Consider the following 25,687-nt stretch of genomic DNA (forward strand, 5'->3'; position numbering starts at 1 on the left):
GAGGTCACACTGCCGCGGTCGACGTCGTCGGCACGAACCGGATGCCCGGGCCCGTGTCGTTTGTGTTGGTTGCGGTCGGTCCGGCACCGGGGGCTGCCACCCGCACCTCGGGGATCCGCCGCGGCGACGGACCGATCGGCGGCGTGTCCCGCCACACCGGCTGCGCCTCCTGCAGTTCCAGGACGATGGAGATCAGCGACGCCTCGGACCACGGAACCCCGCCCAGTTGCACCCCGAACGGAATGCCGGTGGCCGCGGACCGGCCCACCGGGGTGCAGACGACCGGTGCTCCCGTGTAGTTGGCCCAGAAGTAGTTTTCCCGCGCACCGGCGAACACGCTCGAATCGGAGAGTGCGTCGCGCCGCACCCCGTTGGTGAGGGCGCCGGGACGCAGAATCGCATCCAGCCGGTGCTCGGCGAACATCCGGTTGTAGTCGTGCTGGAAGCGCAGGCGTGCGCGTTCGAGAGCGAAGTAGTCCGCGACAGGGAGGGCGAGGCTCGCCATCGCCGCGGTCGCGGCGATCGCCGACTCCGGACCGTACGCCGGGAGCCGGTCCGCGAACTGCCGGTGGTACGAGCCGAACTCGGCATAATCTCCGCTCAGCAGCCCCTTCGGGACGTCGGGCACGGTCACGTCGACGATCTCGCCGCCCAGCGCGCGGACGAGGTCGAGGAACGCGGAGAACAGGGACCCGATCGGGCCGGGCAGCTCGTCGGCGACACCTCGCGGCAACCCGAAGCGCGTGCCGGACAGTGGGCGTGACCCGCCCGCGGCGGTCAGCGGGTAACCCTCCGCGGGAACGTCCGGACCCACCGACGTGCTGGGATCGTCGACGTCGACACCCGCCATGTGGCTCAGGAGCAGCGACGCGTCGGCGACACTGCGTCCCATCGGGCCGGTGTGATCGCGCGTCCAGGTCAGCGGAATCACCCCGCTGGTGCTGCACCGGCCGAACGTCGGTTTGATCGACGTGATCCCGCACGCGCTCGCGGGAATGCGCAGCGACCCGCCGGTGTCGGTTCCCACCGCACAAGGCGCGAATCGTGCGGCGAGGGCGGCGGCGCTGCCACCGGACGAACCACCCGGCGAGTACTCGACGTCCCACGGGTTCCCCACCTGCGGTGTGGCGGTTCCGACGGCGAACTCATGGGTGTGCGCGTGGCCCATCAGCACCATGCCCGCGTCGCGCAGTTGCCGCCACACCCCGGAATCGCCGGCGGCGATGTTGCCCTCGAGGACGCCGCTCGACGCCGTCACGGGCAGCCCGACCACCGCGTACAGGTCTTTCAGTGCGATCGGCAATCCGCAGACCGGCGGCGCGGACCCTGCCGCCAGCCGATGCGCGGCCGACTCCGCGGCCTCGTACGCCTGCTCGGGATAGATGCGGATCCACGCCCCGATGCCGCCGTCGTGCGCGGCGCTGCGTGCCAGGCACGCGTCGAGCAGTTCGCGCGGATGCAGCGCCCGGGACTGCAACAGCGACGCGGCCTCGACCGCACTGAGGAGAGCCGGATCGGACGCGGTGATCGCGCCAGGGGACGGCAGTCGGAGAGCCGGGTTCCCGGACGCTGCGGCACGCCCCAGCCCGGCAACGGTCACCGCACCCGCGGTCGCGGCGCCGAACAGTTGCCGACGGGACAGTCGGGTGGTCACAGCGTGTTCTCCTCCGCTCGGATCGGGTCGAGCGCCGCGTCATTACAGCACGAAAGGTCGGGCCGGGCATGGTGGAGACCGGCCGATCGTGATCGCCTGGGTCACGATCCAGGATCGCTTCGGTCCTTCCTTCCGTTTTGCAACACGTTCTAAGGTGAACGTGCCGGGGTATGCCCCGTGCAGAGCGCCGTGTGCACGGTCGGCGTCGACGCAGATAAGGAAGGAACACTCCACAGTGACCACAGAGGCATTCATTTATGAAGCCATCCGCACCCCGCGTGGCCGCGGAAAGAAGACCGGTTCGCTGCACTCGGTCAAGCCGATCTCGCTGGTCACCGGCCTGATCGACGAGCTCCGCGCCCGCTTCCCCGACCTCGACGAGGATCGCATCTCGGACCTGATCCTCGGCGTCGTCACCCCGGTCGGCGACCAGGGCATGGACATCGCGCGCGTCGCGGTCAACGACGCCGGACTGCCCGACACCGTCGGTGGCGTCCAGCTGAACCGGTTCTGCGCATCCGGCCTCGAGGCCGTCAACACCGCCGCGCAGAAGGTGCGCTCCGGCTGGGACGAACTGGTCATCGCCGGTGGCGTCGAGTCGATGTCCCGCGTGCCGATGGGCTCCGACGGTGGACCGTGGGCGCTCGACCCGGCCACCAACTACGACAACTACTTCGTTCCCCAGGGTGTGGGCGCCGACCTGATCGCCACCATCGAGGGCTTCTCCCGCGAGGACGTCGACGCGTACGCCGTCCGCTCGCAGGACCTCGCCGCGAAGGCGTGGACGGGCGGTTACTTTGCCAAGTCCGTCGTCCCGGTCAAGGACATCAACGGCCTCACCGTCCTCGATCAGGACGAGCACATGCGTCCCGGCACCACACTCGAGAACCTCGCGGGCCTCAACCCGTCGTTCGCCGGCGTCGGCGAGATGGGCGGCTTCGATGCCGTGTCGCTGCAGAAGTACCACTGGGTCGAGAAGATCAACCACGTCCACCACGGCGGCAACAGCTCCGGCATCGTCGACGGCGCCGCACTGGTCCTCGTCGGATCCGAGCAGGCGGGCAAGGACATGAGCCTGACCCCGCGCGCCCGCGTCGTCGCGACGGCCACCAGCGGTGCCGACTCCACGATCATGCTCACCGGCCCGACCCCGGCCTCGAAGAAGGTGCTCGCCGCCGCCGGTCTGACCGTCGACGACATCGACCTGTTCGAGATCAACGAGGCATTCGCGTCCGTCGTGCTCAAGTTCCAGAAGGACCTGAACATCCCCGACGAGAAGCTCAACGTCAACGGCGGTGCCATCGCGATGGGTCACCCGCTCGGAGCCACCGGCGCCATGATCACCGGCACCATGATCGACGAGCTCGAACGCCGCAACGCCCGGTACGCCCTCATCACCTTGTGCATCGGCGGCGGTATGGGCGTCGCCACCATCATCGAGCGCGTCTGACCGCCCGGACCATCAGGAGACTTGAAGCAGTGAGCGAGCAGAACATCATCAACTGGGAGCAGGACGCCGACGGCATCGTCGTGCTCACCATCGACGATCCCAACCAGGGCGCGAACACCATGAACGACGCCTACATCTCCTCGATGAAGGCGACCGTCGACCGCCTCGTCGACGAGAAGGACTCCATCACCGGTGTCGTCATCACGTCCGGCAAGAAGACGTTCTTCGCCGGCGGCGACCTGAAGAACATGATCAAGGTCGGCCCGGAGAACGCCGACGAGATCTACAGCCACAGCGTCGCGATCAAGTCGGACCTGCGCCGACTCGAGACGCTCGGCAAGCCCGTCGTCGCCGCCATCAACGGTGCCGCGCTCGGTGGCGGACTCGAGATCGCCCTGGCCACGCATCACCGCGTCGCCGCGGACGTGAAGGGCGTCAAGATCGGCCTGCCCGAGGTCACCCTCGGCCTGCTGCCCGGTGGTGGTGGCGTCGTGCGCACCGTCCGCATGCTCGGCCTGCAGAACGCGCTCATGCAGGTGCTGCTCCAGGGGCAGCAGCGTGGACCGGTGCAGGCCAAGGAGGTCGGACTGATCGACGAGGTCGTGTCCTCGGTCGAGGAGCTGGTGCCCGCCGCGAAGGCGTGGATCCAGGCCAACCCTGAGGGCGGCGTCCAGCCGTGGGACAAGAAGGGCTACCGGATCCCCGGCGGCACCCCGTCCACCCCGGCGTTCGCAGCCAACCTGCCCGCGTTCCCCGCGAACCTGCGCAAGCAGCTCAAGGGTGCTCCCATGCCGGCACCGCGCGCCATCATGGCCGCCGCCGTCGAGGGCTCGCAGGTCGACATCGACAACGCGCTCCTCATCGAGGCCCGCTACTTCACGTCGCTGGTCACCGGCCAGGTTGCGAAGAACATGATCCAGGCGTTCTTCTTCGACCTGCAGGCCATCAACTCCGGCGCCTCCCGCCCCGAGGGCATCGAGAAGACCCCGATCACCAAGGTCGGTGTGCTCGGTGCCGGAATGATGGGCGCGGGCATCGCCTACGTGTCCGCGAAGGCCGGCTTCGACGTCGTCCTCAAGGACGTCACCATCGAGGCCGCCAACAAGGGCAAGGCGTACTCCGAGGGCATCGAGGCCAAGGCCCTCTCGCGTGGCAAGACCACCGAGGAGAAGTCGAAGACGCTGCTCGACCGCATCACCCCGACCGCCGACCCCGCCGACTTCGCCGGTGTCGACTTCGTCATCGAGGCCGTGTTCGAGTCGCAGGACCTGAAGCACAAGGTGTTCCAGGAGATCGAGGACATCGTCGAGCCGACGGCCCTGCTCGGCTCGAACACGTCGACCCTGCCGATCACCGGCCTCGCGACGGGTGTGAAGCGTCAAGAGGACTTCATCGGAATCCACTTCTTCTCCCCCGTCGACAAGATGCCGCTCGTCGAGATCATCCGCGGCGAGAAGACGTCCGACGAAGCCCTCGCGCGCGTCTTCGACTACGTGCAGGCCATCCGCAAGACGCCGATCGTCGTCAACGACTCGCGTGGCTTCTTCACCTCGCGCGTCATCGGCACGTTCATCAACGAGGCCATCGCCATGCTGGCGGAGGGCATCGAGCCCGCCACCATCGAGCAGGCAGGCATGCAGGCCGGCTACCCCGCGGCACCGCTGCAGCTGTCCGACGAGCTGAACCTCACGCTGATGCAGAAGATCCGCAAGGAAACCGCGGAAGCTGCGAAGGCCGAAGGCAAGGAACTGCCCGCCGATCCGGCAGGCGACGTCATCAACACGATGGTCGACAAGTTCGACCGCAAGGGCAAGCTCGGTGGCGCCGGCTTCTACGACTACGCCGACGGCAAGCGCACCGGCCTGTGGTCCGGTCTCCGGGAGAACTTCGGTTCCAAGGAACTCGAGGTGCCGTTCCAGGATCTCATCGAGCGCATGCTGTTCATCGAGGCCATCGAGACGCAGAAGTGCTTCGACGAAGGCGTGCTCCTCACCACCGCCGACGCCAACATCGGCTCCATCATGGGTATCGGCTTCCCCGCCTGGACCGGCGGTGTGTCGCAGTACATTCAGGGCTACGAAGGCGGCCAGGCCGGCTTCGTCAAGCGCGCTGAAGAACTCGCCGCCAAGTACGGTGAGCGCTTCACCCCGCCGGCCTCGCTGAAGTAGCAGGCGGCTCCGCCGCCCGTGCGCCTTTTTGGTAGCTGCAACAACCAAAAAGGCGCACGGGGCGGGTTATCCACAACTTCGCGGTTATCCACAGGCAGCGTGGATAACCGCGTTTTTGTCGGCATCGGAGTCGGACGAGCATCGCACGATGCGCCGTATGACCGACATCGACCTCCACGACTTTCAGCGCCTCGTCGACACCCAGTTCGGGATCGTCACGCAATCCCAACTCGAGCCGTTCGGCTTCTCCAGAGGGAGGGTTCGCCATCTCCTCGACTCGGGGCAGTGGCGCCGTGTCCTCCAAGGCGTCTATGCCGTCACCAACGGCCCGTTGACCCGAAACATGATCCTGTCCGCCGCTCTCCTCTACGGCGGCGGCCATTCGATGCTCAGCCACATCACCGCGGCGGAGGAATGGGGGATGGTCCCTCGCCGCGACGGCGAACCGATCCACATCACCGTGCCGTACGGGAAATCGTCGCGGTGCCAGAGCTCGACGGGCATGCGTCCGTCGCGTAAGCCCGGCAATCCGATCGCTCCGTCCTCGCCGTTGCATCCGGGAGTTGTCGTGCACAGGTCGAGGGCCCACGATTACATCGCCGTCGACACGGATCCGCCTCGTACGGCGCGAGCCGACACTGCACTCGACCTCGCGATTGCCGAGCCCACGGCCCGTGACGCATACACCAGGCTCATCGCCCTCGTGACCAATGCCCGGATCCCCCTGCGCGACATCCGGCGACGCATGGAGGAGCGACGACCACGTCGGTATGGCAAGGCGCTCGTGGATGCGGTACGACTGCTCGCCGACGGCGTCCAGTCGGTGCTCGAGTACCGCTACGCCACCGACGTCGAGGATGCGCACGGGCTTCCACGGGCGCGGCGCCAGTCACCCGTTGTCGTGGACGGGCGGACCCTCTTCGAGGACTGCGACTACTCCGACCACGGTGTGCCGCTCATCGTGCGACTCGACGGTCGCCGCGCGCATGCCATGGCGGAGGTCGCGTTCCGGGACCGCCGACGCGACAATGCCGCGGAACTGCAGGGACGGCCGCGACTCGTCTACGGATTCGACGAGGTGACGAAGAATCCGTGTGTGGTGGCCCGTGAAGTGGAGACCGTGCTCGTGCGGGAGGGGTGGATCAGGCCCGGCGAGAGGCCCTGCCCGGCCTGTGCGCCTTTCTGGTTGTCCTAGCTACCAAAAAGGCGCACGGGCGGCGGAGCCGCCTACTTCCACCACGGACGCAGCGGCACATGCGCCTCGCCCTTGGGGCCGAGCTTGACGGCGAGGACCTGGTGCAGCTGAACGACGTTGCGTTCGAAGCCCAGTCGCGACCCGGCCATGTAGAGACCCCACACACGTGCGGTGCCTTCGCCGACCTCGGCGACGCAGGCGTCCCAGTTGTCGACGAGGTTCTGGCACCAGCCGGCGAGGGTGAGTGCGTAGTGCTCGCGCAGATTCTCCTCGTGCCGCACCTCGAGTCCGACGTTCTGGATCTCGGAGATGATGCGTCCGGAGCCGGTGAGTTCGCCGTCGGGGAAGACGTACCGGTCGATGAAGCCGCCTGCGCGTGCCTGACTCTGGTTGTCGGGCCGGGTGATGCAGTGGTTCAGCAGCCGGCCGCCCTCGCGGAGCTTGCTCTGCAGCAGTCCGAAGTAGGCGGGGTAGTTGCCGACGCCGATGTGCTCGGTCAGGCCGATCGAGGAGATGGCGTCGAATCCGGTCTCGGGGACGTCACGGTAGTCGGAGAACCGGACCTCGGCGAGGTCGGACAGTCCTTCTTCGGCGATGGCCTTCTGTGCCCATTCGGCCTGTTCGCGGGACAGGGTGGCGCCGATGACCTTGACGCCGCGGCGGGCGGCGTACCGGACCATCGATCCCCAGCCGCAGCCGATGTCGAGCAGTCGGTCGCCGGGCTGGAGGCCGAGCTTCTCGAAGACGAGGCGGTACTTGTTGTCCTGTGCCTCTTCGAGGGTCTGCTCGACGTTCTCGTAGCAGGCGCACGTGTACGTCATGGACGGGCCGAGGACGTACTCGTAGAAGGTGTTCGAGACGTCGTAGTGGTGGTGGATGACCTCGGCGTCGCGGGACTTGGAGTGCCGCAACCCTTCCGCGACTCGACGCCACCGCGGGAGGTGCTCCTGCGGGGGAGGGGCGATGGGGCGCAGCAGATCCCAGCCGAGCGAGCGCGTGATGGCGGCGAGCGTGAGCGCGGACGGACGGCGGAAGTGCAGTTCGTCGCCCATCACGCGGAGGATCTCGTACGGGTCGCCGGGGTGGACGCCGCGGGCCTCGAGGTCGCCGGACACGTAGGCCCGGGCCATGCCGAGGTCGCCGGGGGCGGTCGCCAGGTAGGTGGTGCCCCGGGTGGTCTTGAGGTGGAGACCGTAGGGGGCGTCCTCCGGGCCGGCGGCGCTGCCGTCGTAGGCGGAGAACCGCAGGGGGAGCATGCCGTCGGACAGAGTTTCGAGAATCTCTGCGATGGTCAGCTTGTGGTCTTGGGAGCGTGAAGCTTTCAGAGTTGTCATCGACGTTGCACCGCCTTGGAGAAAAGGTCCAGTAATCGTGATTTCGGGTCGTAGCGTTTTTTCAGTTCCGTGTATCGATCGCCGCCGTAGTAGAGGCGTTCGAAATCTTCTCGTGAATAGTACGAATCGGAGTAGAGGGACTTGTGTCCGTCGAAGTCACTGACCTTGTCTTCGATCAGCCGATTCGCGGCGCCCTCGGGTCGGCCCGGAACGATGGGCACCGATGACCAGAATCCGATGTTCACGTACGTGCGTTTCGGTTCGAGGGGGTACAGGGGCCAGGGGCGTTGCGAGGACGCGCCGGCGGGGGCAGGTTCCCGCAACCGCAACGGGCACAGCCACAGCGGTTCGATCGGGATTTCGTCGAGGAACCAGCGGACGAAGTCCGCGGTCCGCTCGATGGGCACTTCGACGTCCTGCACGACGCGTTCGCGCGGCGGGTTGCCCTTGCGCTTCTCGAGGCGGTCGCCGATGTCGTACTTGTGGTCGAGGGCGATGAGCTTCCAGTAGAAGCTGCTGCGGAGGAGGTTCTTCGGCCACAGCCGGCGGATGGTGGGGTTCTGGGCGCCGAAGGCGCGTGAGCACCAGAACCAGTCGGTGTCCCAGCGCCACAGGTAGTCTCGAATGGTGAGTTTGTCCGTTTTGGGGTGGTTCACGGAGCTGTGCTGGATGGACCGGTAGAAGATGTTCAGCCCGGTGTAGTCGCTGACGGGGCCGCCCTCGTCGGTCTGATGGCCCAGCGTCAGGTAACTCTCGGACGCGGTGAACACGACGCCGTCCAGGTAGTCGACGGGGATGCCGTTGTGGACGCGCTCGGTGACGATGCGGTCCATCGCCGATTGCAGCTCGTCCAGGGAATCGAAACGCAGATGTCGCAGTGCCACATACCGTTTGACGGGCTCGAGCTGGATGCGCAGTCGTGTGGAGTAGCCGAGGGTTCCGTAGGAGTTGGGGAACCCCCAGAACAGGTCGGAGTTCTCGCCTTCTGGTGTCGCGGTGACGATGTCGCCGCTGCCGGTCAGGACGTCGATCTCGAGGACCGATTCGTGGGGGAGCCCGTTGCGGAACGACGTCGACTCGATGCCGAGGCCGGTGACCGCGCCGCCGAGTGTGATGGTCTTGAGTTGCGGAACCACCAGCGGCGCCAGCCCGTACGGCAGGGTGGCGTCCACCAGGTCTTCGTACGTGCACATTCCGGCGACATCCGCGGTCCGGGCCTGCTCGTCGACCGAGATGACTCCGCCGAGCCCGGAGACGTCGAGGCCGGGTGCGCTGGTCTGGGCCCGCGCCCGGAACAGGTTGGACGTCTTCTTCGCGAGTCGCACGGTGGCGTCCGTGGGAATCGCGCGGTAGGACGCGAGAAGCCGTTCGACGCCGGCGCGGTGAGCGTCGATCCCGGTGACGGGCAGAGTGCGATGCGCACGGAAGGGGCGTCCACCCTCCCGCATGCTTTTCAGTAGTTCAACCGAAGAGGCAGCCACACCCTGACGCTATCCCTCTCCGCGGGTTCAGGCCACGCATATCGGCGCGGTCGACCGAAGATTCACACAAATGTCTCATCAATGTGCGGGTCGTGACCACGTCGAAGTGAGCTACCTCACAATAGATTGCCACGTCATCGCCCGGACTCGCGGACGGAAGGCAGGATGAGAGGAGGAAGCAGTTTCGTACAAATCGTACAAGAGGAGTCAGAACAGTGGGCCAGGTCAGCGCGAGCAGTTCGATCACCGTCGCAGCCACACCGGAGAAGGTGCTCGCGGCCTTGACGGACTACGAGACGGTGCGTCCGCGCATCCTCTCGGAGCAGTACCTGGACTACCGCGTCCTCGAGGGAGGGCAGGGTGGCGGCACCGTCGCGCAGTGGACGTTGAAGGCCACCGAGAAGCGGTCCCGCGACATCAAGGCCACGGTCACCGTGGCGGGCAACACGATCACCGAGACGGACGCGAACTCGTCGCTCGTCACCACCTGGGTCGTCGCCCCGAGCGGCAGCGGTTCGACGGTCACCACGACCACCGGGTGGAAGGGCGCGGGCGGCATCGGGGGCTTCTTCGAGAAGACGTTCGCCCCGCTGGGTCTGAAGAAGATCCAGGGGCAGGTGCTGGCGAACCTCGAGCGCGAACTCGCCTGACGCGACGCCGGTTCGCTCCGGCGCCGTCGTGGTGAGTCCCACGACGGCGTCGGCGCCGGACCGCGCCGACGGTCACGGTCTACGCTGGCAGGGGAAACAGCAGAAAGGACCACGTCAGTGCAACCAGGTGGACAACCCGACATGTCGCAGCTCCTCGCGCAGGCACAGCAGATGCAGCAGCAGCTGATGGCCGCTCAGCAGGAGATGGCCGAGGCCGAGGTCACCGGGCAGGCCGGTGGCGGACTCGTGACCGCGACGGTCAAGGGGACAGGTGAAGTGGTCGGTCTGAAGATCGATCCGAAGGTCGTCGATCCCGACGACGTGGAGACTCTGCAGGACCTCGTGATCGGTGCGATCGAGGACGCGTCGAACAAGGCGCAGGAGATCGCGGCGCAGAAACTCGGTCCGCTCGCGGGTGGATTCGGTGGGGGAGGCCTGCCCGGTCTCCCCGGTTTCTAGAGGCGCGGCGTGTACGAAGGTCCGGTTCAGGATCTGATCGACGAGCTCGGCAAGCTGCCCGGCGTCGGGCCGAAGAGCGCACAGCGCATCGCGTTCCACCTGCTCAGCGTCGAGCCGCCGGAGATCGACCGGCTCAAGAATGCGCTGCAGCGGGTGCGCGACGGCGTCCAGTTCTGTGTGGTGTGCGGCACGGTCTCCGACAAGGAGCACTGTCGCATCTGCGCCGATCCGCGCCGTGACCGCACGGTGATCTGTGTGGTCGAGGAGCCGAAGGACGTCCAGGCCGTCGAGCGCACGCGCGAGTTCAAGGGCCGCTATCACGTTCTGGGCGGCGCGCTGGATCCGCTGTCCGGGGTGGGTCCCGATCAGCTCCGTATCCGGGAGTTGCTCGCGCGCATCGGCAATCAGGAGGACGGCGTCGACGTCTCCGAGGTGATCATCGCGACCGACCCCAACACCGAGGGGGAGGCCACCGCGACGTATCTGGTGCGGATGCTGCGGGACTTCCCCGGGCTGACGGTCAGCAGGCTCGCGTCGGGTCTGCCGATGGGCGGCGACCTCGAGTTCGCCGACGAGCTCACGCTGGGCAGGGCGTTGTCGGGGAGACGCACGCTGTGACGTCGGATCCGGGCACTGCCGCGCCGGTGAAGCGGACGGCCGAGCAGTCGCGGTCGCTGATCGTCGACGCGGCGGGGCGGGCGTTCGCGACACGTCCGTATCGGGAGATCACGCTCAAGGACATCGCCGAGGACGCCGGGGTCAGCGCACCGCTGATCATCAAGTACTTCGGGTCGAAGGAGCAGCTGTTCGACGCGCTCGTCGATTTCCGCGCCGCCGCGGAGATCGTGTTCAGCGGTCCGCTGGACGGTCTCGGTGAGCGGATGGTGTCGATGTTCGCGCGGCCGCTCGAACCGTACAAGCCCCTGTCGTTGAACATTCTGTTCATGAGCGGGCCGAGCGAGGAGAGCAGCCGCAAGCTCCGCGCCAACTATTCGGCGCAGATGATCGACGCGCTGGCCGAACGACTACCCGGGCCGAATGCCCGGCTGCGCGCCGAACTGGTGATGTCGATGCTGACGGGTCTCGCCGTCATGCGTCGCAAGATGATGCAGGAGCACGCGACAGGCACCCCGGAAGAGGTGGTGGCGCACTATGCCCCGCTGGTGCAGGAGTTGCTCGACGGCTGAGGGCGGATTGTCCGGCTTGCGGGGTAAATGGTTGTTCACCTAATCTGGTGAACAACCATTTACCAGCTGTGCAAGGGGTGACGCTTGACGATCTCGTTGCCGCGCCCACTGTCGGCGCTCGCGGATCAGCCGGTCGCACCGCCGGACTCTGCCGGCGGATCGCGTTACCTCTTCCCGATTCTCGCGTTCGCGGGCGTGTTCCAGGCCGTCCTGCAAACGGTCATGGTGCCCCTCCTGCCCAGCATGCCGACGTTCACCGGCGCGAGTCAGACGTCGGTGTCCTGGCTGATCACCACCACCCTCCTGGTCGGCGCGGTCGTCACCCCGATCTTCGGCAGGCTCGCCGACATGTTCGGCAAGAAGCGGATGCTTCTCGTCGCCTTCGTCTTCATGACGCTCGGCGCGTTGATCTGCGCCGTGACGTCCGACATCGCGTTCCTGATCTTCGCGCGAGGACTGCAGGGGGCAGGCGCCGCCGTCATCCCGGTCGGAATCTCGATCCTCCGCGACGAATTGCCGCGGGAGAAGGTCAACGGCGCCATCGCCATGATGAGCTCGACCCTCGGGATCGGCACGGCGCTCGGACTGCCGTTCGCGGCGTCCGTCGCCGAGTACTCCAACTGGCACGTCCTCTTCTGGGTCATCGCGGGAATCGGGCTCGCGGTCACCACAGCCGCGGTGCTGTTCATCCGCGAGTCCGAGGTGCGGTCGGGTGGGCGGTTCGACGGTGTCGGTGCCGTCGGTCTGACCGCCGCCCTCGTCTGCCTGCTCGTCCCGATCACCCAGGGCAGCTCGTGGGGCTGGGGAAGTCCCGCGGTGCTGGGCATGTTCGCGTCCGCGGTGTTCCTGTTCGCGTTGTGGGGACATCAGCAGCTGCGCAACCGGAACCCGCTCGTGGACCTGCGGGTGTCGGCGCGACGGTCGGTGCTGCTGCCGCACGTCACGGCGCTTCTCGTCGGGTTCGCGTTCTACGGAAACGCGCTCATCACCACACAGCTGCTGCAGGCGCCCCGCGGAGACGCCGGCTACGGCCTGACGATCCTCCAGGCCGCGGTGTGCCAGCTGCCGACGAGTCTGTCGATGATCGTCTTCGCGCAGGTCGGCGCCCGGGTGTCCGAGCGTTACGGGTCGAAGGTGACGATCCTGTCGGGCGCGATCTGTCTCGTCCTCGGCTACGCGCTGCACACCGTGCCGCACAAGGAGTTGTGGATGGTGATCGCGGCGCTCGGTGTCGCGGCCGTCGGCACCGCGCTGGTGTACAGCACGCTGCCGATGCTGATCGTCCGGGCTGTGCCGTCCACGCAGATGGCCGCGGCCAACGGCGTCAACGTCCTGCTGCGGACGATGGGTACCACCATGTGCAGCGCGGTGGTCGCGACGGTTTTGGCGGCGAGCATGGTGGGCGGTGTCGCCTCGGCCGCCGGTTTCTCGATCGCCTACGGGGTGTGCGCGGTGCTGGCGGTCCTGGTGTTCGTGGTGTCCCTGGCCCTGCCGGGGCACGATCGGATGAAGAAAAGTCCGGTAGAGCCACTTGTGACGTAGGTCACTCACGTGTATCGTCAGTGATGCGGATCGAGGAAATGTACCTGTGAGCAGAGAAAACTCGAGAAGCAGAGATCCGGCCGAGAATGCAGAAGCATTCCCGGCCGAACCCCTGTCTGGGGTCTTTACTCCTCCATCGATTCCGCGATCTGTTTGATGGCGGCCAGCCGGCGATCCCACTCGGCGCCGATTCGTTCCAGCGTCCGCGCCGTCTTGTTGAGCTCGGCGCCCAGCGCGCGGTAGCGGATCTCGCGGCCCACCTTCACCGACTCCACCAGTCCGCAGGCCTGCAGCGCATTCAGATGCTTCGCGATGGCCTGCCTCGACACCGGAAGCCGGGTGGCGAGCGACGACGCCGACTGGTCGGCCCGCCCGAGTTCGGTGAGGATCTCCCAGCGGGTCTCGTCGGACAGCGCCGCGAACACCGAGGCCAATTCGGCGTACGTGCCCACTGTCATGCCTTCACGCCGTGCAGGTACGCGACCAGTTCGTCGAGTTCGGCGTGCCAGCCCTGGACGTTGCCCTCGCGGGCCCGCTTCTGGTCGGCGACGTCGCGGTCGAGGGTGTCGAACCCGGTCTCGGCGACTGTCAGTTCGGTGCCGGCCGCGTGCTCGGACAGCGTGAACCGCACCAGGGTGGAGTTGCCGATCACCGGGTCTGCTTCCATGTCGGCTGCCCAGCGGAAGCCGAACGCGTTCGGTTCGTCGACCTCCGTGACGACGGCGCGGGCGGTGCCGTGCTCGTCCCAGGTGAAGGCGGCCTTGCCGCCGACGCTGAGGTCGAGCGACGTGCGCTGCCCGAACCACTGGCTGATCTTGTCGGGATCCGTGATCGCCGCCCACACCGCCGATCTCGGGGCGTTCACGACAACGGTCCGGGTGATGCTGCTCGATGCGTCCATGGTGGGCCACCTTTTCGACGACGGTTGATGTGCAACTCCATGGTTGCACTCTTTACGACGTTCTGCAACCCTTTGGTTGCGCTCGGCAGGTGAGTGCCGATGTGTACCCGGATGGACATCGGTACTCACAGGGTTTATCCACAGGCTGTGGAAAAATGGTGGGAAGGGGCGGTTCCTGTCGGGGCGGGCCGACACCGTTCCGGGCATGGAACACGACTCATGGCAGTCCATTCTCGACGCCCAGGACGGCGTCGTCACCACGGCACAGCTCCGGGCGCACGGCGTCAGTGCCACCGCACTCCGGCATCGTGTGGTGTCCGGTCAGTGGCTGCGGGTGCTGCCGCGCGTCATCGCGGTCACCAACGGTCCGCTCACCCGCCCGATGGCCCTCTCCGCCGCACTCCTGTACGGCGGCCGGGCGATCCTGAGTCACCGGACCGCGGCCGAGGAATGGGGACTGCTCCGCGTCGACGACCCGTCGGCACCGGTCCACATCACTGTCCCCTACAACTGCTCGGCGGTGAATCAGGGGCAGACGGTCCGCTCACCCGGCAGTCGGCGCCCGACCTCGGTCGGCAACGCACTCGTTCATGGTGGCGTCGTGGTCCATCGGTCTCGCGCGTTCGAGCACATCTCGGTCCCGTTCCGTCGGCCACGGACATCGTTGGCCGACACGGTGATCGACCTCGCGGTGTCCGAGGCCACCCCGCGGGAGGCGGCCCTCCGGTTCATCGAGGCCGCCACAAGTGGCAAGGTCCACGTCGAGGTGCTCCGGCGGAAACTCGAGGTCCGGCGTCCACACCGGTATGCGACCGACATCGCCGACGCCGTGATGCTGCTCGGCGACGGCGTTCAATCGGCCCTCGAACACCGCTACGCACTCGACGTCGAACGGGCGCACGGGCTGCCGAGCGGAAAACGTCAGATGCCGCACGTCGTGGACGGCCGGATTCTGTACGAGGACGTCGATTACAGCCCCATGGGTGTGCCGCTGATCGTCCGGCTCGACGGGCAGCAGTATCACAGCGCGCAACAGTCCCGTTTCCGTGACCGTCGGCGCGACAACGCGGCGGAGCTGGCCGACCGTCCACGGCTGGTCTACGGGTGGGATGAGACGACCCGCGACCCCTGCGGGGTATTCGAGGAAGTGCGCCGGGTGTTGGTCCGCGAAGGATGGGCCGATATGTCGCGCCGCTGTCCAGCCTGCCCACGTGAGTGAGAAAGAGTGCCCCGCCACTCTTTCTCACTCACCTGCGGAGGTGAGTGAGAAAGCGTGCGGGACGACGCTTTGCCACTCACGTGCTCAGACGCGCAGGCGCTCCCGGCGCAACTGCTCGACCTCGGGCAGGTCGAGGGGCGCGAGTTCGTCGACGCCCAGCGCCCGCTTCAGGAGCAGGTCGGCGAGTTCGGGGTTGCGGGCGAGCGCGGGTCCGTGCATGTACGTGCCGATCACGGAACCCTGGACGACGCCTTCGAGCCCGTCCCCGACGCCGTTGCCGACGCCGTGCGTGACCCGGGCCAGGCCGCGGGCGTCGGAGCCGAGTGTGGTTCCGCCGCGGTGGTTTTCGAACCCCGTGAGCGGCTGCGTCAGCCCGTCCATCCGTGGTGCCGTGATCACTTCACCGATGGAACGCGTCGCCTGCGGGGACGTGGTGACGTCGAGCATCGAGACGCCGTCGACGCGTTCGCCGCTCGACGTCTCGTACCAGTTGCCGAGCACCTGGATCGCGGCGCAGATCGCCAGGACGGGGGCGCCGCGTTCGGCGGCCTTCTGCAGTCCGGGGTACTTGGCGAGGTGCCGGGTGGCGAGGCGCTGCGCCGAGTCCTCGGCCCCACCGAGCGTGTAGACGTCGAGGGACTCCGGGACCGGATCGTTCAGCGTGATCTCGACGATCTCCGCGTCGTATCCGCGCATGCGCAGTCGCTGCCGGAGGATCAGGGCGTTGCCGCCGTCGCCGTAGGTGCCCATCACGTCGGGCAGCACCAGGCCGATGCGTACGGTCGAGTCAGGCATTGCGCGCCTCCTTCGCGATGGCGGTGTTCAGGTCGCGGAAGGCGGTGTAGTTGGCGAGCACCTCGACGCGTCCGGGCGGGCAGGACGCGATGGCCCGCAACGGGTTCGGGTCGAGCGTGTGCTCGACGCCGGCGTACGTGAGGCGGACGGCCAGGTCGGTGCCGCGTTCGCCGGCGGCCACCACCTTGACGCCCTCGAAGTGCTCGAACCGCACGTCCCACAGCCAGGACAGATCCTCGCCGTCGGGAACCTGCCCGTTGACGGCGATCACGAGTCCGTCGACGGTGGGGTCGATCATCGACAGCGCTTCCTGCCAGCCGGCGGGGTTCTTGGCGAGCAGCATGTGCACGGAGTGCGACCCGACCTCGACGGTGCTGTAGCGGCCCGCGACCTCCTGGACGGTGGCCGCGGCGGCGACGGCGTCCTCCGCCTTCGCGCCCATCGCAACGGCCGCAGCGACGGCCTGTGCGGCGTTGCCGCGGTTGGCGCGTCCGGGCAGGGCGAGGGTCATCGGGATCTTCAGGCCGTCGGGCCCGTACAGGTTTTCGTCGTCCAGCCACCAGTCGGGGGTCGGGCGCGCGAAGTCGGAACCCGTGCTGCGCCAGTGCGAGCCCTCCCACACGATGGGTTCGCCGGTGCGCGGACAGCTGGCGGCGTCGCTGGCCCATCCGCCCCCGGCAGCGACCCAGACGACGTTCTTCGCGTCGTAGGCCACCGAGGTGACGAGGACGTCGTCGCAGTTGGCGATCACGACGGCCTCCGGGTGCGCGGCGACGCAGGCGCGGAGTTTGCGTTCGATCATGTTGATCTCGCCGACCCGGTCGAGCTGGTCGCGGCTGAGGTTGAGCAGAACCAGGGCCTCGGGGTTGACGGCGTCGCTGACGTGCGGGACGTGGAGCTCGTCGACCTCGAGGGCGGCGAGGGGCGCGTGGACGCGGGTGCTGAGCGCCGCGACGATGCCGGCGTCCATGTTGGCGCCGTCGGCCTGCGTCGCGACCTCACCGAGGGTGGAGAGCGCCGCCGCGGTCATCCGGGTGGTGGTGGACTTGCCGTTGGTGCCGGTGATCACCGCGGTGCGTCGGCCGGCGCCGAGCTGCTCCATCAGGGTCGGGTCGATCTTCAGGGCGATCAGTCCGCCGATCATCGAGCCCTTGCCCCGGCCCGCCTTCTGCGACGCCCAGGAGGCCGCCGCCGCTGCGCGCAGGGCGAGCTTGCCGCGCGTCGTGATCCCAGTTCCAGTACTCACTCCGCGAGTTTTGCACAGGGTCCGGTCAGACGCCGACTCGCGCGGGGGCACGTGAGCGCGAAAGTGTGCTCGGACGCACCCTGCCACTCACCTGGGTGGCGGCGGCACCGGCGATGACGACGGCCCCGCCGATCAGCGACAGGATGCTCGGCTCCTCGTGCAGCACCAGCCAGGACGCCCCGATCCCGACGATGGGAACCAGCAGGGAGAACGGCGCGACCATTCCGGCGGGGTAGCGGCTGAGCAGCGCCGTCCACAGGCCCGAGCCCGCGACCGTGCCGAGGATCACGATGTAGGCGAGGCCTGCGAGCGCGAGCGGGCCGTTGCCGTCCAGTGACGACGTCAGGGAGTCCCAGCCCGCCGACGGACCCTCGACGCCGAACGACAGCGCCAGCATCGGCAGCGGCGGAATGACGCACATCCACAGCATCAGGCGCATCGGCTGATCCGACGCGGCCTTGCGGTTGCCGATGTTGCCCAGCGCCCACGACAGTCCCGCGAGCAGCGTCAGGGCCACCGGCAGCAGCGCGGCGTGCTGGGCGCGGTCCCAGCCGATGACTGTCATCCCGGCCATCGCCACCAACAGTCCGCATACCTGCGTCGGCCGCAGTCGCTCCCGCAGCAGGACCGCGCCGAGGACCACGGTGAACGGTGCGGACGACTGCAGGACCAGCGATGCCAGCCCGGTGGGCATGCCGACGTGCATGGCCCAGAACAGGAAGGCGAACTGGCCGACGCCGAACCCGAGGCCGTACACCAGCAGCCACTTCGGCGGGACCTGTGGCCGGGGAATGAACAGGATGACCGGGATCGCGATGACGAAGAATCGCAGCGCGGCGAAGAAGAACGGTGGGAAGTGGTCGAGGCCCGCGCGAATGGCGAGGAAGTTGAGCCCCCACAGGACGACGACGGTGAGTCCGAGCAGCCGGTCGCGGGAGGTCATGCCTTCCATCGTGAGGGCCGGAAACAATCAGGACAAGCGCATTAAAGTGCATCATCGATGTAGTTTTGCTACATGGATGCGACCCGGTTGCGCGTGCTGCGCGAGCTGGCGGACCGCGGGACGGTGGCGGCGACCGCGCAGGCGTTGTCGATGACGCCGTCGGCGGTGTCGCAGCAGCTCAAGATCCTGTCGCGGGAGGCCGGGGTGACCCTGCTCGAACCCGCCGGCCGCCGGTTGCGGCTCACCGATGCCGGTCAGGCGCTCGTCGTCCGCGCCGACGACGTCGTGGCGGCCCTGGACCGTGCGGCGGCGGAGATGAGCGCCTACCGCGGTTCGCCGCGCGGCCGCGTGCGGGTGGCGCTGTTCCCGTCCGGTGCCGCGCTGCTGCTGCCCGGACTGCTGGACGCGCTGGAAGGCAGTGGGGTGGACGTGCAGGCGCGCGACGAGGACCTGCCCGCCGCCGCGGTGCCCACCCTGCTCGCCGATTACGACGTGGTGCTGACGCATCGCGACGAGCGGGCCCCGGACTCGTCCTCGCCGCGGGTGACGGCCGAACCGCTGATGCGCGAACCCATCGACCTCATCCTGCCGCCCGGCCATCCGCTCGCCGGACAGGATGCGGTTCGCCCGGACCAGTTGGCGGACGAGAGGTGGATCAGTGTGCGCGGCGGTTTCCCCGTCGACGACGTGCTGATGTCGGTGGCCGCCGCGACCGGGGTGCAGCCGCATGTGGTGATGCGCATCAACGACTTCCGGGTCATCGAGGAACTCGTCGCCGGCGGTCACGGCGTGGCCCTGCTGGCCCGCCATGCGGTGACGAGCCGCACGGTGGTGCAGCTGCCGCTCGCCGGGGTGCGCGCGGCCCGGATCTACGAACTGGCCCGGCGGCCCGCAGCCGACGACGTTCCCGCGGTGGCCACGGTGCTGCAGGCGTTCCGGGACGTCGCGGCACGGGTGCGGGACTGACCCCCGACAGCACGAAGGCCCGCACCGGGGCGGGCCTTCGACGGTGACGGTGCGGGGTCAGGCCAGTGCCTTGGCTTTCAGCGTCTCGTACTCCTGCTGAGTGATGGTGCCTGCATCGAGCAGTGCCTTCGCGTCCGCGATCTGCTCGGCCGAGGACTTGCCCGCGACGGAACGGATGTAGCTGTCCTGCGCCTGCTTCACCTCCTGCGCGGCCGCCATCGAACGCTGGGCCATGCCGTCGCTCTTGACGATGAGATACACGAGCGCGGTCAGCAGCGGGATGAAGAACAGGAAGATGATCCAGATGGCCTTCGCCCAGCCCGACGTCTTATGGTCGCGGAACAGGTCGGTGATGATGGAGAACAACAGGATCAGGTAGGCCACGAAGCCGAAGGTGACGATGATCACCCAGAGAAAGTCCCAGAAAGAGTCCATTGCAGCGCTCCATTCACAGTCGAATTCACTCTGCGCCGACTATCGCACCGGGCCGGGGCGCCCGCGTCATCCGAAACAGGTGAAATGTGGCCGGTGCCGACCCCGCCCGCGGTCGCGAAACGCCGAACGGCCGCGACACCGGTAGGTGCCGCGGCCGTTCGGGTAGGGACTACTTGCCTGCGTCGACCGCCCGGCGCATGCCGCGCTCGACCGCACCGATGATGTACGGACGCAGCTCGACGGCCGGGATGACGGCGTCGACGGAGCCGACCCGCTGTGCCCGCTGGATGTTGTGCACAGCCTCGAACTCGGCCGCGACCTCACCGAGCTTCTCGTTGCGCACCGCAGCCTGCTGGGCCGCCAGCTCCACCCGCAGGTGAGCCTGCTGGGCGTCGTTCTGGGCGCCCGCCAGGTTGGCTTCGAGCTCCCGGATCGACGGGTCGGCGGCCACCCGAGAGTTGACCTCGCGGGTGAACACCACGGCCGCGGCGGGGGCACCACCGAGGACCGAGGCGAACGAACCCTCGACCGCCAGCACCTCCATGTTGTCGTTCAGTGCTCCGGAGAACACCACGAACGCGCCACCGTGGTAGCGGGAGACGACGCAGAACACGATCGGGCCGTCGAAATTGACTATGGCGCGGCCGATCTCGGCGCCGTACTCGAGCTGGATGTGCCGCAGCGAGTCCGGGGAACCGTCGAAGCCGGACAGGTTGGCCAGCACGACGAGCGGACGGCTGCCGCTGGCGGCGTTGATCGCCCGCGCCGTCTTCTTCGACGACTGCGGGAACAGCGTTCCCGCAGTCCACTGGTCGGGACCGTTGGCCGGCGACCATCCCTTACGGGCGATGGCCCGCGACTCGATGCCGATGACGCTCACCGGGTAACCGCCGAGGTGTGCGTCGAACACGACGGACGTGTCGGCGTCCGCCATGTCGGCCCACCGCTCCAGCACCGCGTGGTCCTGGTCGACGAGTGAACGCATCACCGTGCGAATGTCGAACGGCTTCTTGCGTTCCGGGTTCGTCTCCGCGGAGAAGATGTCGCCGACCGTGGTGAAGTCGCTGGACGGGTGGATGTGCGGGAAGGACCGCACGTCGCGCCCGATCGGGTCGCTGGTCTGCGCCCGGCGCGGGAAGCGTTCTCCGGCAACGACGTACGCGTGGTCGTAGTGTGCGAACAGGATCTCGCACGCGGCGGGCAGGTTCGGCGCCCAGTACTGCGCCTCACCGTTCGGGCCCATCACGCGGTCGTAACCGCCGATGCCGAAGTTGTCCTCGGCCGAGACGCCACCCGAGTAGTCGAGCGAGTTCTTACCGGTGAGCACCATGGCACTGTCCGGCGTCATGACGAGGATGCCCTTGGTGTGCATCAGCATCGTGGCTTCGGCGTTCCAGTACGGCTGCGCGCCGACGTTGATGCCGGCCACGATCACGTTGACCTCGCCACCGTTCTGCGTGAACGTGATGAGGCGACGCAGGCCGCGGGACACCCAGTCCATGTTCTCGGTGCCACTGTCCATGGAGATCGTCGCGCCGGACGACAGCGCGAACCACTCGACCGGGACACCCAGCTTCTCGGCCAGGTCGACACCGGCGACGAGGCGGGCGCACTCGGCTTCCGCGACGGTGCCCAGTGCCTTCGTCGGGTCACCGAAGAGCGCGACGCGGGTCATTCCCTCGGGATGCCGGTCGGTGCGGGCCGTGACCAGACCGACGACGAGGCCGGCCTTGTTCTGACCGTACGGACGCTCGACGGGAACCAGCTGGCCCGTCTCGTCCAGGTCGTGCTCGACGAAGCTGCCGTCGCGGCCGGTGAGCAGCGGGATCAGCTCGTACGGGTAGACGGTGCCGCGGGCACGTGAGCTGCGGACCTTCTGCGTGTACGCGTCGAGCGGCTGCAGCGGCTCGGTCGGCGGCTCGGTGACCTTGACGACCACGCCGGCACCGGTGCGGTAGGAGAAGCGCAGAGCCTTCTCCCGCGACTCCGTGCCGGGCTCGCCCTGGAGCCGGGCGATCACGGTGATCTCCTCGAGTCCGGCGCCCGCGGTGAGCGGTGCCGCGACCCGGGCGAACGCCTCGAGGTCCTCGACCGGGACGTCGATCTTCGGCCACACGTACAGCACGACGCGGTTGGCGTCGAGCTTGCGCTTGCTGCCGCGCGTGGCCTGCGCCCGGCGGATGCCGTCGAGGCACGACTGCAGCACGCGTTCCGCAGCGGGAACACCGATGACCTGGCCGTCCTCGTTGCGCACCGGCGTGATGTCGCGGATCTCGGCGAGCGCGATGAGGCGTTCGTCGGTGGGGTTGTCGCGCGAGACCAGGTTGAACAGGAACGTGTCGGCGACCGCGGGGAGGCGGGTGCCGTCGAAGTTCTTCAGGCGCCACAGGTCGAGTCGCTGGCCGGTGAGCGGGTGCATGTCCCGGATCAGCGTCTCTTCCGCCAGGACACCTGCGTCGTCCGGGCGGTACGTGAACTTGCGGACGTCCATGTCGGTTCCGCCGAAGACGGACACCGTGACCCGGCGGCAGGTCGCGGCCAGCGGCAGCGCCGACAGCGCCTTCCGCAGGTCCTCGGACATCGTGTTCGGGTCGGCGGGCGGTGCGGTCCACGACAGGTAGAGGTCGAGGACGAGGTTGTCGGGGTTCTCCGCGGCGACGGCACCGATCTCGTCGAGCGCACCGGGCAGTTCGGCGTACTCGGCGACGGCCGACACCAGGTTGAGGCGCTCGCCGAGCAGATCGAAGTTGCCGGTGACGAAACGCCGTCCGTTGCGGTCGAAGGACGTGACGTCCTCGAGCGTGCGGATGTCGTAGTAGCGACGGGTGACGACCTCGAGCAGCGGCCCGACGGTCGTGCTCTTGCGTGCGATCCGCTGCCCGAGGAGCTCGGTCAGCGACTGCGGGGTGGCGACCAGGGCCTCGAGGCGTTCCTGGTAGTCGGCGGCGTCGGGACGCTCGGCGAGGTACTCGAGGCTGCCACGGACACCGTCGTAGACCTGCTCGCGGGCCTTGCGGATCTGCGGCTCGTCGAAGAACCGGAACCGCACGTTGCGGGCGACGTTTCCGATCACCGGGTACCGGACCTGGGTGGCGATGATCAGCCGGTCCAGGACCTCACCGAGTCCGCTGGGTGCGCGGCCGGGAGCGTTGCCGTCGTTCAGCCACCGATCGAGCAGGGCGGCGATGACGGGAACCTGGTTGTCCATGCGCTGCTGCGCGAGGAACAGACGGTAGACCGCCTCCTCCAGCTCGGCGGTGCGCTCGAGGTCGGTGACGTCGTAGTGACGCAGCGCCCGCGACAGCCGGGTCGTGAACGACTCGGGCAGGCCTTCGAGCTCGACGTCGAGGGTGTGGAGGTAGGTGTGGAAGTGCTCGCGCGGGCTGTGGACGCGCTCGTCACCGTCCTCCTCGGCGGCGGTCGGACGGTTACGTCCGATCTCGCAGATATCCGCGAACGTGTTCAGTAGAGCGAGCTCTGCCTGCACGAGATCCGGGTCGCCCGCGATCTCGGCGCGCAGCTTCTCGTAATCGGCGAGGAGCACTCCGGCGCGCTTCGCGCTGACGTCGTAACCGGTGAGCAGTGCGGCGAGTGCGTCGATCTGCTCGAGGGCGTCGGCCCGGGTGTTCCCGTGCGAAGCGGGGGCACCGAGATCGAACTGGACGCGAGGCGACTTCGGAGCGGTGGACTCCTCCGAGCTCTCCTCGACACGCAGCAGTGCCGTTCCGGCGTCGACCTGGGAGTTGACCATGGCGAGAACTTCCCGCACCCGGCCTGCGACGGGAGCGCGGACCGCGGTCTCCATCTTCATGCTCTCGAGGACGACCAGCGTGGCGCCGACCTCGACCTCGTCGCCGACGGACACGGGCACCGCGACCACGACTGCGGGAGCCGGTGCGCGGACGACGCCGGCCTCGTCCTGGCTGATCTGGTGGCTGATGCCGTCGACCTCGACGAGGTACTGGGCGCGGCCTGCGACCGAGACGACGTGGTGGCGGCGGTCGCCGATCACCAGGCGGCTCTCGAACTCGCTGAGCCGGTCGACCTCGACCTCGGTCTCGGGGGCGTCCCCGTCGACGCGGTAGCTGTGGGCGCCGACCTGCGTGACGGTGAGTCCGTAGGCCTGGCCCTGGTAGCTGAGCTCCACCTTGCGGCCGATGGCGTGGCCGGCGCGGGGGCGTCCACCCCGAGCGGACGACAGGAACGCCTCACGCTCGAGCTTCTCCTCGGCGTCGTAGACGTCGATGGCGGCGGCGATCAGGGCGACATCCGCGGTCCGGGACGGGACGTTGGACGTGCCTGCGTCGGTGCGGTCCAGCCAGCCGGTGTCCGCGGACGCCGAGATGACCTCTTCGCGGTCCAGCAGGTCCAGCAGGAACGACTTGGTGGTGGTGCCGCCCTGCAGCACGACCGTGGTCTCGCGGAGAGCGGTGCGCAGACGCGCGAGCGCCTCGGAGCGGTCGCGACCCCAGGCGATGACCTTGGCGACCATCGAGTCGTAGTCGGGCGGGATGACGTCGCCCTGGGCGATGCCGGTGTCGACGCGGAGGCCGCTGCCGAGCGGGAACTTGAGCAGCTGCACGGCGCCGGGCGCGGGAGCGAAGCCGTTGGCGGCGTCCTCCGCGTTGAGGCGGGCCTCGACGGCGTGACCGAACTCGGGCGGGCAGTCGCCGACCAGCGGCTCACCGCTGGCGACGAGGATCTGCAGCTTCACCAGGTCGATGCCCGTGGTGGCCTCGGTGATGGGGTGCTCGACCTGGAGGCGGGTGTTGACCTCGAGGAACGTGAACGTCTTCTGCTCGGGCTGGTACAGGTACTCGACCGTGCCGGCGCCGCGGTAGCCGGCGGCGCGCACGAGCTCTGCGGAGACGGTGCGCAGGTGGTTGGACTGGTCGGCGGTGAGGAGCGGCGAGCTGGACTCCTCGATGACCTTCTGGTTCTTGCGCTGGATGGAGCAGTCGCGCACACCGGGAGCCCAGACGTTGCCGAAGTTGTCGGCAATCACCTGTACCTCGACGTGGCGTGCGTCGGTGACCAGTCGTTCGATGAACACGACGGGGTCGCCGAAGGACCGCTGGGCCTCACCCTGGGTGCGTTCGAGCGCGAGTTCGAGTTCGTCCTCGGACCACACCTTGCGGATACCGCGGCCACCACCACCGGAGCGGGCCTTGATGATGAGCGGGTAGCCGATGGCCTGGGCGTGACGGCGGGCGTCGGCGCGGGTGGCGACGGGGCCGCCGCTCCACGGCGCGACCGGGACCTCCACCTTCTCGGCGAGGAGCTTGGCCTCCACCTTGTCGCCCAGCAGGCGCATCGCTTCGGCGGGCGGGCCGATGAACGTGATGCCGAGCTGCTCGCAGACCTCGACGAACGCGGGATCCTCGGCGACGAAGCCCCAGCCGACCCACACGGCGTCGGCCTTGCTCTCGCGCAGCGCGCGGGCCAGCTCGGCGTGATCGAGGTAGGCGGTGCCGGTCTTGACTGTGCGCAAGCACACACCTTCGTCGGCCTGCCGAACGAACATCGCGCGGCGTTCTGCCTCCGTGTGGAGTGCGATCGTGCGGATGCCGTAGTTGTGCTCGGCGTTCAGTTCGCGCACCGCACGAATCAGGCGGACCGCCGCTTCGCCGCGGTTGACTATCGCTATTCGCTTGAACATCTGTTATCGCTCCGTTTCCGTAAAACTCATTGATCCGCAGAGTGTTTCGATGGCCAAGGCCATGTCCGCCGAGGACTGGGTGCCGCCTTCGCGGACACGTGCACCCCTGCACAACCCACTTGACTACCTCCAGGGGCGCCCCGAACGCGATCGTCGGACCTGCGCCATTGCGGGACCGATGCTCGGGGAATGCGAGCATAACGTCGAAAATTTGTACCCGCGCGTAACTTCTGCGAGGCCCCGATCTGCTTGTCAAGCGTTCAAGGACTTGCGTGTCGACGCTACGAGGGAGTAATGCGGCCGGAATTCCGCCGAACTGGGCGTCCTCCGGAGAGGTATCTGCAACCCATTGTCACAGAGTCGTTTTCGTCCGGTTCCTCGAGAAGCTCTCGGGGAAAGGAAC

20 protein-coding genes are annotated in these 25,687 nt (G+C 68.0%); 10 read left to right on the forward strand and 10 right to left on the reverse strand.

From position 1 onward, the window contains the following. Window positions 1-4 precede the first annotated feature (4 nt). Window positions 5-1,654 carry an amidase gene (locus HGB39_RS05270; protein ID WP_005562780.1) on the reverse strand — a complete coding sequence of 550 codons (1,650 nt, stop codon included), beginning with the start codon at window positions 1,652-1,654 and terminating at the stop codon, window positions 5-7. 235 nt (window positions 1,655-1,889) lie between these two features. Here HGB39_RS05270 and HGB39_RS05275 point away from each other — a divergent pair, with 235 nt between their 5' ends. The 3 genes from HGB39_RS05275 to HGB39_RS05285 all read left to right on the forward strand — a co-directional run bounded on the left by HGB39_RS05275 (window position 1,890) and on the right by HGB39_RS05285 (window position 6,467). After that, window positions 1,890-3,104 (forward strand): acetyl-CoA C-acetyltransferase, encoded by a 1,215-nt coding sequence (locus HGB39_RS05275; RefSeq protein WP_005253367.1) that lies wholly within the window; start codon window positions 1,890-1,892, stop codon window positions 3,102-3,104. A 29-nt stretch (window positions 3,105-3,133) separates the two neighbouring features. Then, a complete protein-coding gene (locus tag HGB39_RS05280) occupies window positions 3,134-5,272 on the forward strand; it encodes a 3-hydroxyacyl-CoA dehydrogenase NAD-binding domain-containing protein (RefSeq protein ID WP_005562785.1) in 2,139 nt (712 codons plus the stop codon). Window positions 5,273-5,429: 157 nt separating this feature from the next. Continuing rightward, on the forward strand, window positions 5,430-6,467 hold the full coding sequence (locus HGB39_RS05285; RefSeq protein ID WP_005562787.1) for a type IV toxin-antitoxin system AbiEi family antitoxin domain-containing protein: 1,038 nt from the start codon (window positions 5,430-5,432) through the stop codon (window positions 6,465-6,467). 32 nt (window positions 6,468-6,499) lie between these two features. Here the strand turns inward: HGB39_RS05285 and HGB39_RS05290 are convergent, their stop codons facing one another. Together HGB39_RS05290 and HGB39_RS05295 are read right to left on the reverse strand one after the other, a co-directional pair. Continuing rightward, on the reverse strand, window positions 6,500-7,801 hold the full coding sequence (locus tag HGB39_RS05290) for a class I SAM-dependent methyltransferase (protein ID WP_005562789.1): 1,302 nt from the start codon (window positions 7,799-7,801) through the stop codon (window positions 6,500-6,502). After that, window positions 7,798-9,249: an FAD-binding oxidoreductase gene (locus tag HGB39_RS05295; protein WP_005562791.1), complete on the reverse strand. Its 1,452-nt coding sequence runs from the start codon at window positions 9,247-9,249 to the stop codon at window positions 7,798-7,800. Before HGB39_RS05295 ends, HGB39_RS05290 begins: the two co-directional genes overlap by 4 nt. A 248-nt stretch (window positions 9,250-9,497) precedes the next feature. On the opposite strand from HGB39_RS05295, the gene HGB39_RS05300 reads away from it, so the two are divergent. From HGB39_RS05300 to HGB39_RS05320, 5 genes are all read left to right on the forward strand, one after another. Then, a complete protein-coding gene (locus tag HGB39_RS05300) occupies window positions 9,498-9,932 on the forward strand; it encodes an SRPBCC family protein (RefSeq protein ID WP_005562793.1) in 435 nt (144 codons plus the stop codon). Between the two features lie 117 nt (window positions 9,933-10,049). Next, window positions 10,050-10,391 (forward strand): YbaB/EbfC family nucleoid-associated protein, encoded by a 342-nt coding sequence (locus tag HGB39_RS05305; protein WP_005248645.1) that lies wholly within the window; start codon window positions 10,050-10,052, stop codon window positions 10,389-10,391. Window positions 10,392-10,400: 9 nt separating this feature from the next. Further along, on the forward strand, window positions 10,401-11,009 hold the full coding sequence (gene recR, locus HGB39_RS05310; RefSeq protein WP_005248644.1) for a recombination mediator RecR: 609 nt from the start codon (window positions 10,401-10,403) through the stop codon (window positions 11,007-11,009). Further along, complete coding sequence (locus HGB39_RS05315; protein ID WP_005253374.1) at window positions 11,006-11,578, forward strand: TetR/AcrR family transcriptional regulator; 573 nt, start codon at window positions 11,006-11,008, stop codon at window positions 11,576-11,578. Before recR ends, HGB39_RS05315 begins: the two co-directional genes overlap by 4 nt. Before the next feature lie 84 nt (window positions 11,579-11,662). Further along, on the forward strand, window positions 11,663-13,120 hold the full coding sequence (locus HGB39_RS05320) for an MFS transporter (protein WP_005562795.1): 1,458 nt from the start codon (window positions 11,663-11,665) through the stop codon (window positions 13,118-13,120). Window positions 13,121-13,245: 125 nt separating this feature from the next. Here HGB39_RS05320 and HGB39_RS05325 read toward each other — a convergent pair whose 3' ends face one another. Both HGB39_RS05325 and HGB39_RS05330 read right to left on the reverse strand, forming a co-directional pair. Continuing rightward, window positions 13,246-13,578 carry an ArsR/SmtB family transcription factor gene (locus HGB39_RS05325; protein WP_005248640.1) on the reverse strand — a complete coding sequence of 111 codons (333 nt, stop codon included), beginning with the start codon at window positions 13,576-13,578 and terminating at the stop codon, window positions 13,246-13,248. Continuing rightward, entirely contained in the window at window positions 13,575-14,021 is a 447-nt protein-coding gene (locus HGB39_RS05330) for an SRPBCC family protein (protein WP_005562797.1), read from the reverse strand. Before HGB39_RS05330 ends, HGB39_RS05325 begins: the two co-directional genes overlap by 4 nt. Window positions 14,022-14,226: 205 nt before the next feature. Between HGB39_RS05330 and HGB39_RS05335 the strand changes: the two genes are divergently transcribed. After that, window positions 14,227-15,240: a type IV toxin-antitoxin system AbiEi family antitoxin domain-containing protein gene (locus tag HGB39_RS05335; RefSeq protein ID WP_005562799.1), complete on the forward strand. Its 1,014-nt coding sequence runs from the start codon at window positions 14,227-14,229 to the stop codon at window positions 15,238-15,240. Window positions 15,241-15,324: 84 nt separating this feature from the next. On the opposite strand, the gene HGB39_RS05340 is transcribed toward HGB39_RS05335, so the two are convergent. The 3 genes from HGB39_RS05340 to HGB39_RS05350 are packed head-to-tail and all read right to left on the reverse strand — an operon-like array spanning window position 15,325 to window position 18,224. After that, window positions 15,325-16,035 (reverse strand): type 1 glutamine amidotransferase, encoded by a 711-nt coding sequence (locus HGB39_RS05340; RefSeq protein WP_005562801.1) that lies wholly within the window; start codon window positions 16,033-16,035, stop codon window positions 15,325-15,327. Next, entirely contained in the window at window positions 16,028-17,281 is a 1,254-nt protein-coding gene (locus HGB39_RS05345) for a Mur ligase family protein (protein ID WP_005253380.1), read from the reverse strand. Before HGB39_RS05345 ends, HGB39_RS05340 begins: the two co-directional genes overlap by 8 nt. Before the next feature lie 25 nt (window positions 17,282-17,306). Beyond that, window positions 17,307-18,224, reverse strand: a complete 918-nt coding sequence (locus HGB39_RS05350; RefSeq protein ID WP_005562804.1) for an EamA family transporter — start codon at window positions 18,222-18,224, stop codon at window positions 17,307-17,309. A gap of 72 nt (window positions 18,225-18,296) precedes the next feature. Here HGB39_RS05350 and HGB39_RS05355 point away from each other — a divergent pair, with 72 nt between their 5' ends. After that, window positions 18,297-19,190 (forward strand): LysR family transcriptional regulator, encoded by an 894-nt coding sequence (locus tag HGB39_RS05355; RefSeq protein ID WP_005253382.1) that lies wholly within the window; start codon window positions 18,297-18,299, stop codon window positions 19,188-19,190. 57 nt (window positions 19,191-19,247) lie between these two features. Here HGB39_RS05355 and HGB39_RS05360 read toward each other — a convergent pair whose 3' ends face one another. Then, window positions 19,248-19,625: an SHOCT domain-containing protein gene (locus tag HGB39_RS05360; RefSeq protein ID WP_005253383.1), complete on the reverse strand. Its 378-nt coding sequence runs from the start codon at window positions 19,623-19,625 to the stop codon at window positions 19,248-19,250. Window positions 19,626-19,794: 169 nt separating this feature from the next. Then, a complete protein-coding gene (locus HGB39_RS05365; RefSeq protein WP_064079897.1) occupies window positions 19,795-25,284 on the reverse strand; it encodes an ATP-binding protein in 5,490 nt (1,829 codons plus the stop codon). Window positions 25,285-25,687: the final 403 nt, after the last annotated feature.

Source organism: Rhodococcus opacus (genome assembly GCF_012396235.1).
Classification (GTDB): Bacteria; Actinomycetota; Actinomycetes; order Mycobacteriales; family Mycobacteriaceae; genus Rhodococcus_F; species Rhodococcus_F opacus.

What these genes read in the sequence shown, in the direction of transcription:
- HGB39_RS05285 (WP_005562787.1), top strand. Translation starts at nt 5,430, where the DNA reads ATGACCGACATCGACCTCCACGACTTTCAGCGCCTCGTCGACACCCAG.
- HGB39_RS05290 (WP_005562789.1), bottom strand. Translation starts at nt 7,801, where the DNA reads ATGACAACTCTGAAAGCTTCACGCTCCCAAGACCACAAGCTGACCATC.
- HGB39_RS05295 (WP_005562791.1), bottom strand. Translation starts at nt 9,249, where the DNA reads ATGCGGGAGGGTGGACGCCCCTTCCGTGCGCATCGCACTCTGCCCGTC.
- HGB39_RS05325 (WP_005248640.1), bottom strand. Translation starts at nt 13,578, where the DNA reads ATGACAGTGGGCACGTACGCCGAATTGGCCTCGGTGTTCGCGGCGCTG.
- HGB39_RS05330 (WP_005562797.1), bottom strand. Translation starts at nt 14,021, where the DNA reads ATGGACGCATCGAGCAGCATCACCCGGACCGTTGTCGTGAACGCCCCG.
- HGB39_RS05335 (WP_005562799.1), top strand. Translation starts at nt 14,227, where the DNA reads ATGGAACACGACTCATGGCAGTCCATTCTCGACGCCCAGGACGGCGTC.
- HGB39_RS05340 (WP_005562801.1), bottom strand. Translation starts at nt 16,035, where the DNA reads ATGCCTGACTCGACCGTACGCATCGGCCTGGTGCTGCCCGACGTGATG.
- HGB39_RS05350 (WP_005562804.1), bottom strand. Translation starts at nt 18,224, where the DNA reads ATGACCTCCCGCGACCGGCTGCTCGGACTCACCGTCGTCGTCCTGTGG.
- HGB39_RS05355 (WP_005253382.1), top strand. Translation starts at nt 18,297, where the DNA reads ATGGATGCGACCCGGTTGCGCGTGCTGCGCGAGCTGGCGGACCGCGGG.
- HGB39_RS05360 (WP_005253383.1), bottom strand. Translation starts at nt 19,625, where the DNA reads ATGGACTCTTTCTGGGACTTTCTCTGGGTGATCATCGTCACCTTCGGC.
- HGB39_RS05365 (WP_064079897.1), bottom strand. Translation starts at nt 25,284, where the DNA reads ATGTTCAAGCGAATAGCGATAGTCAACCGCGGCGAAGCGGCGGTCCGC.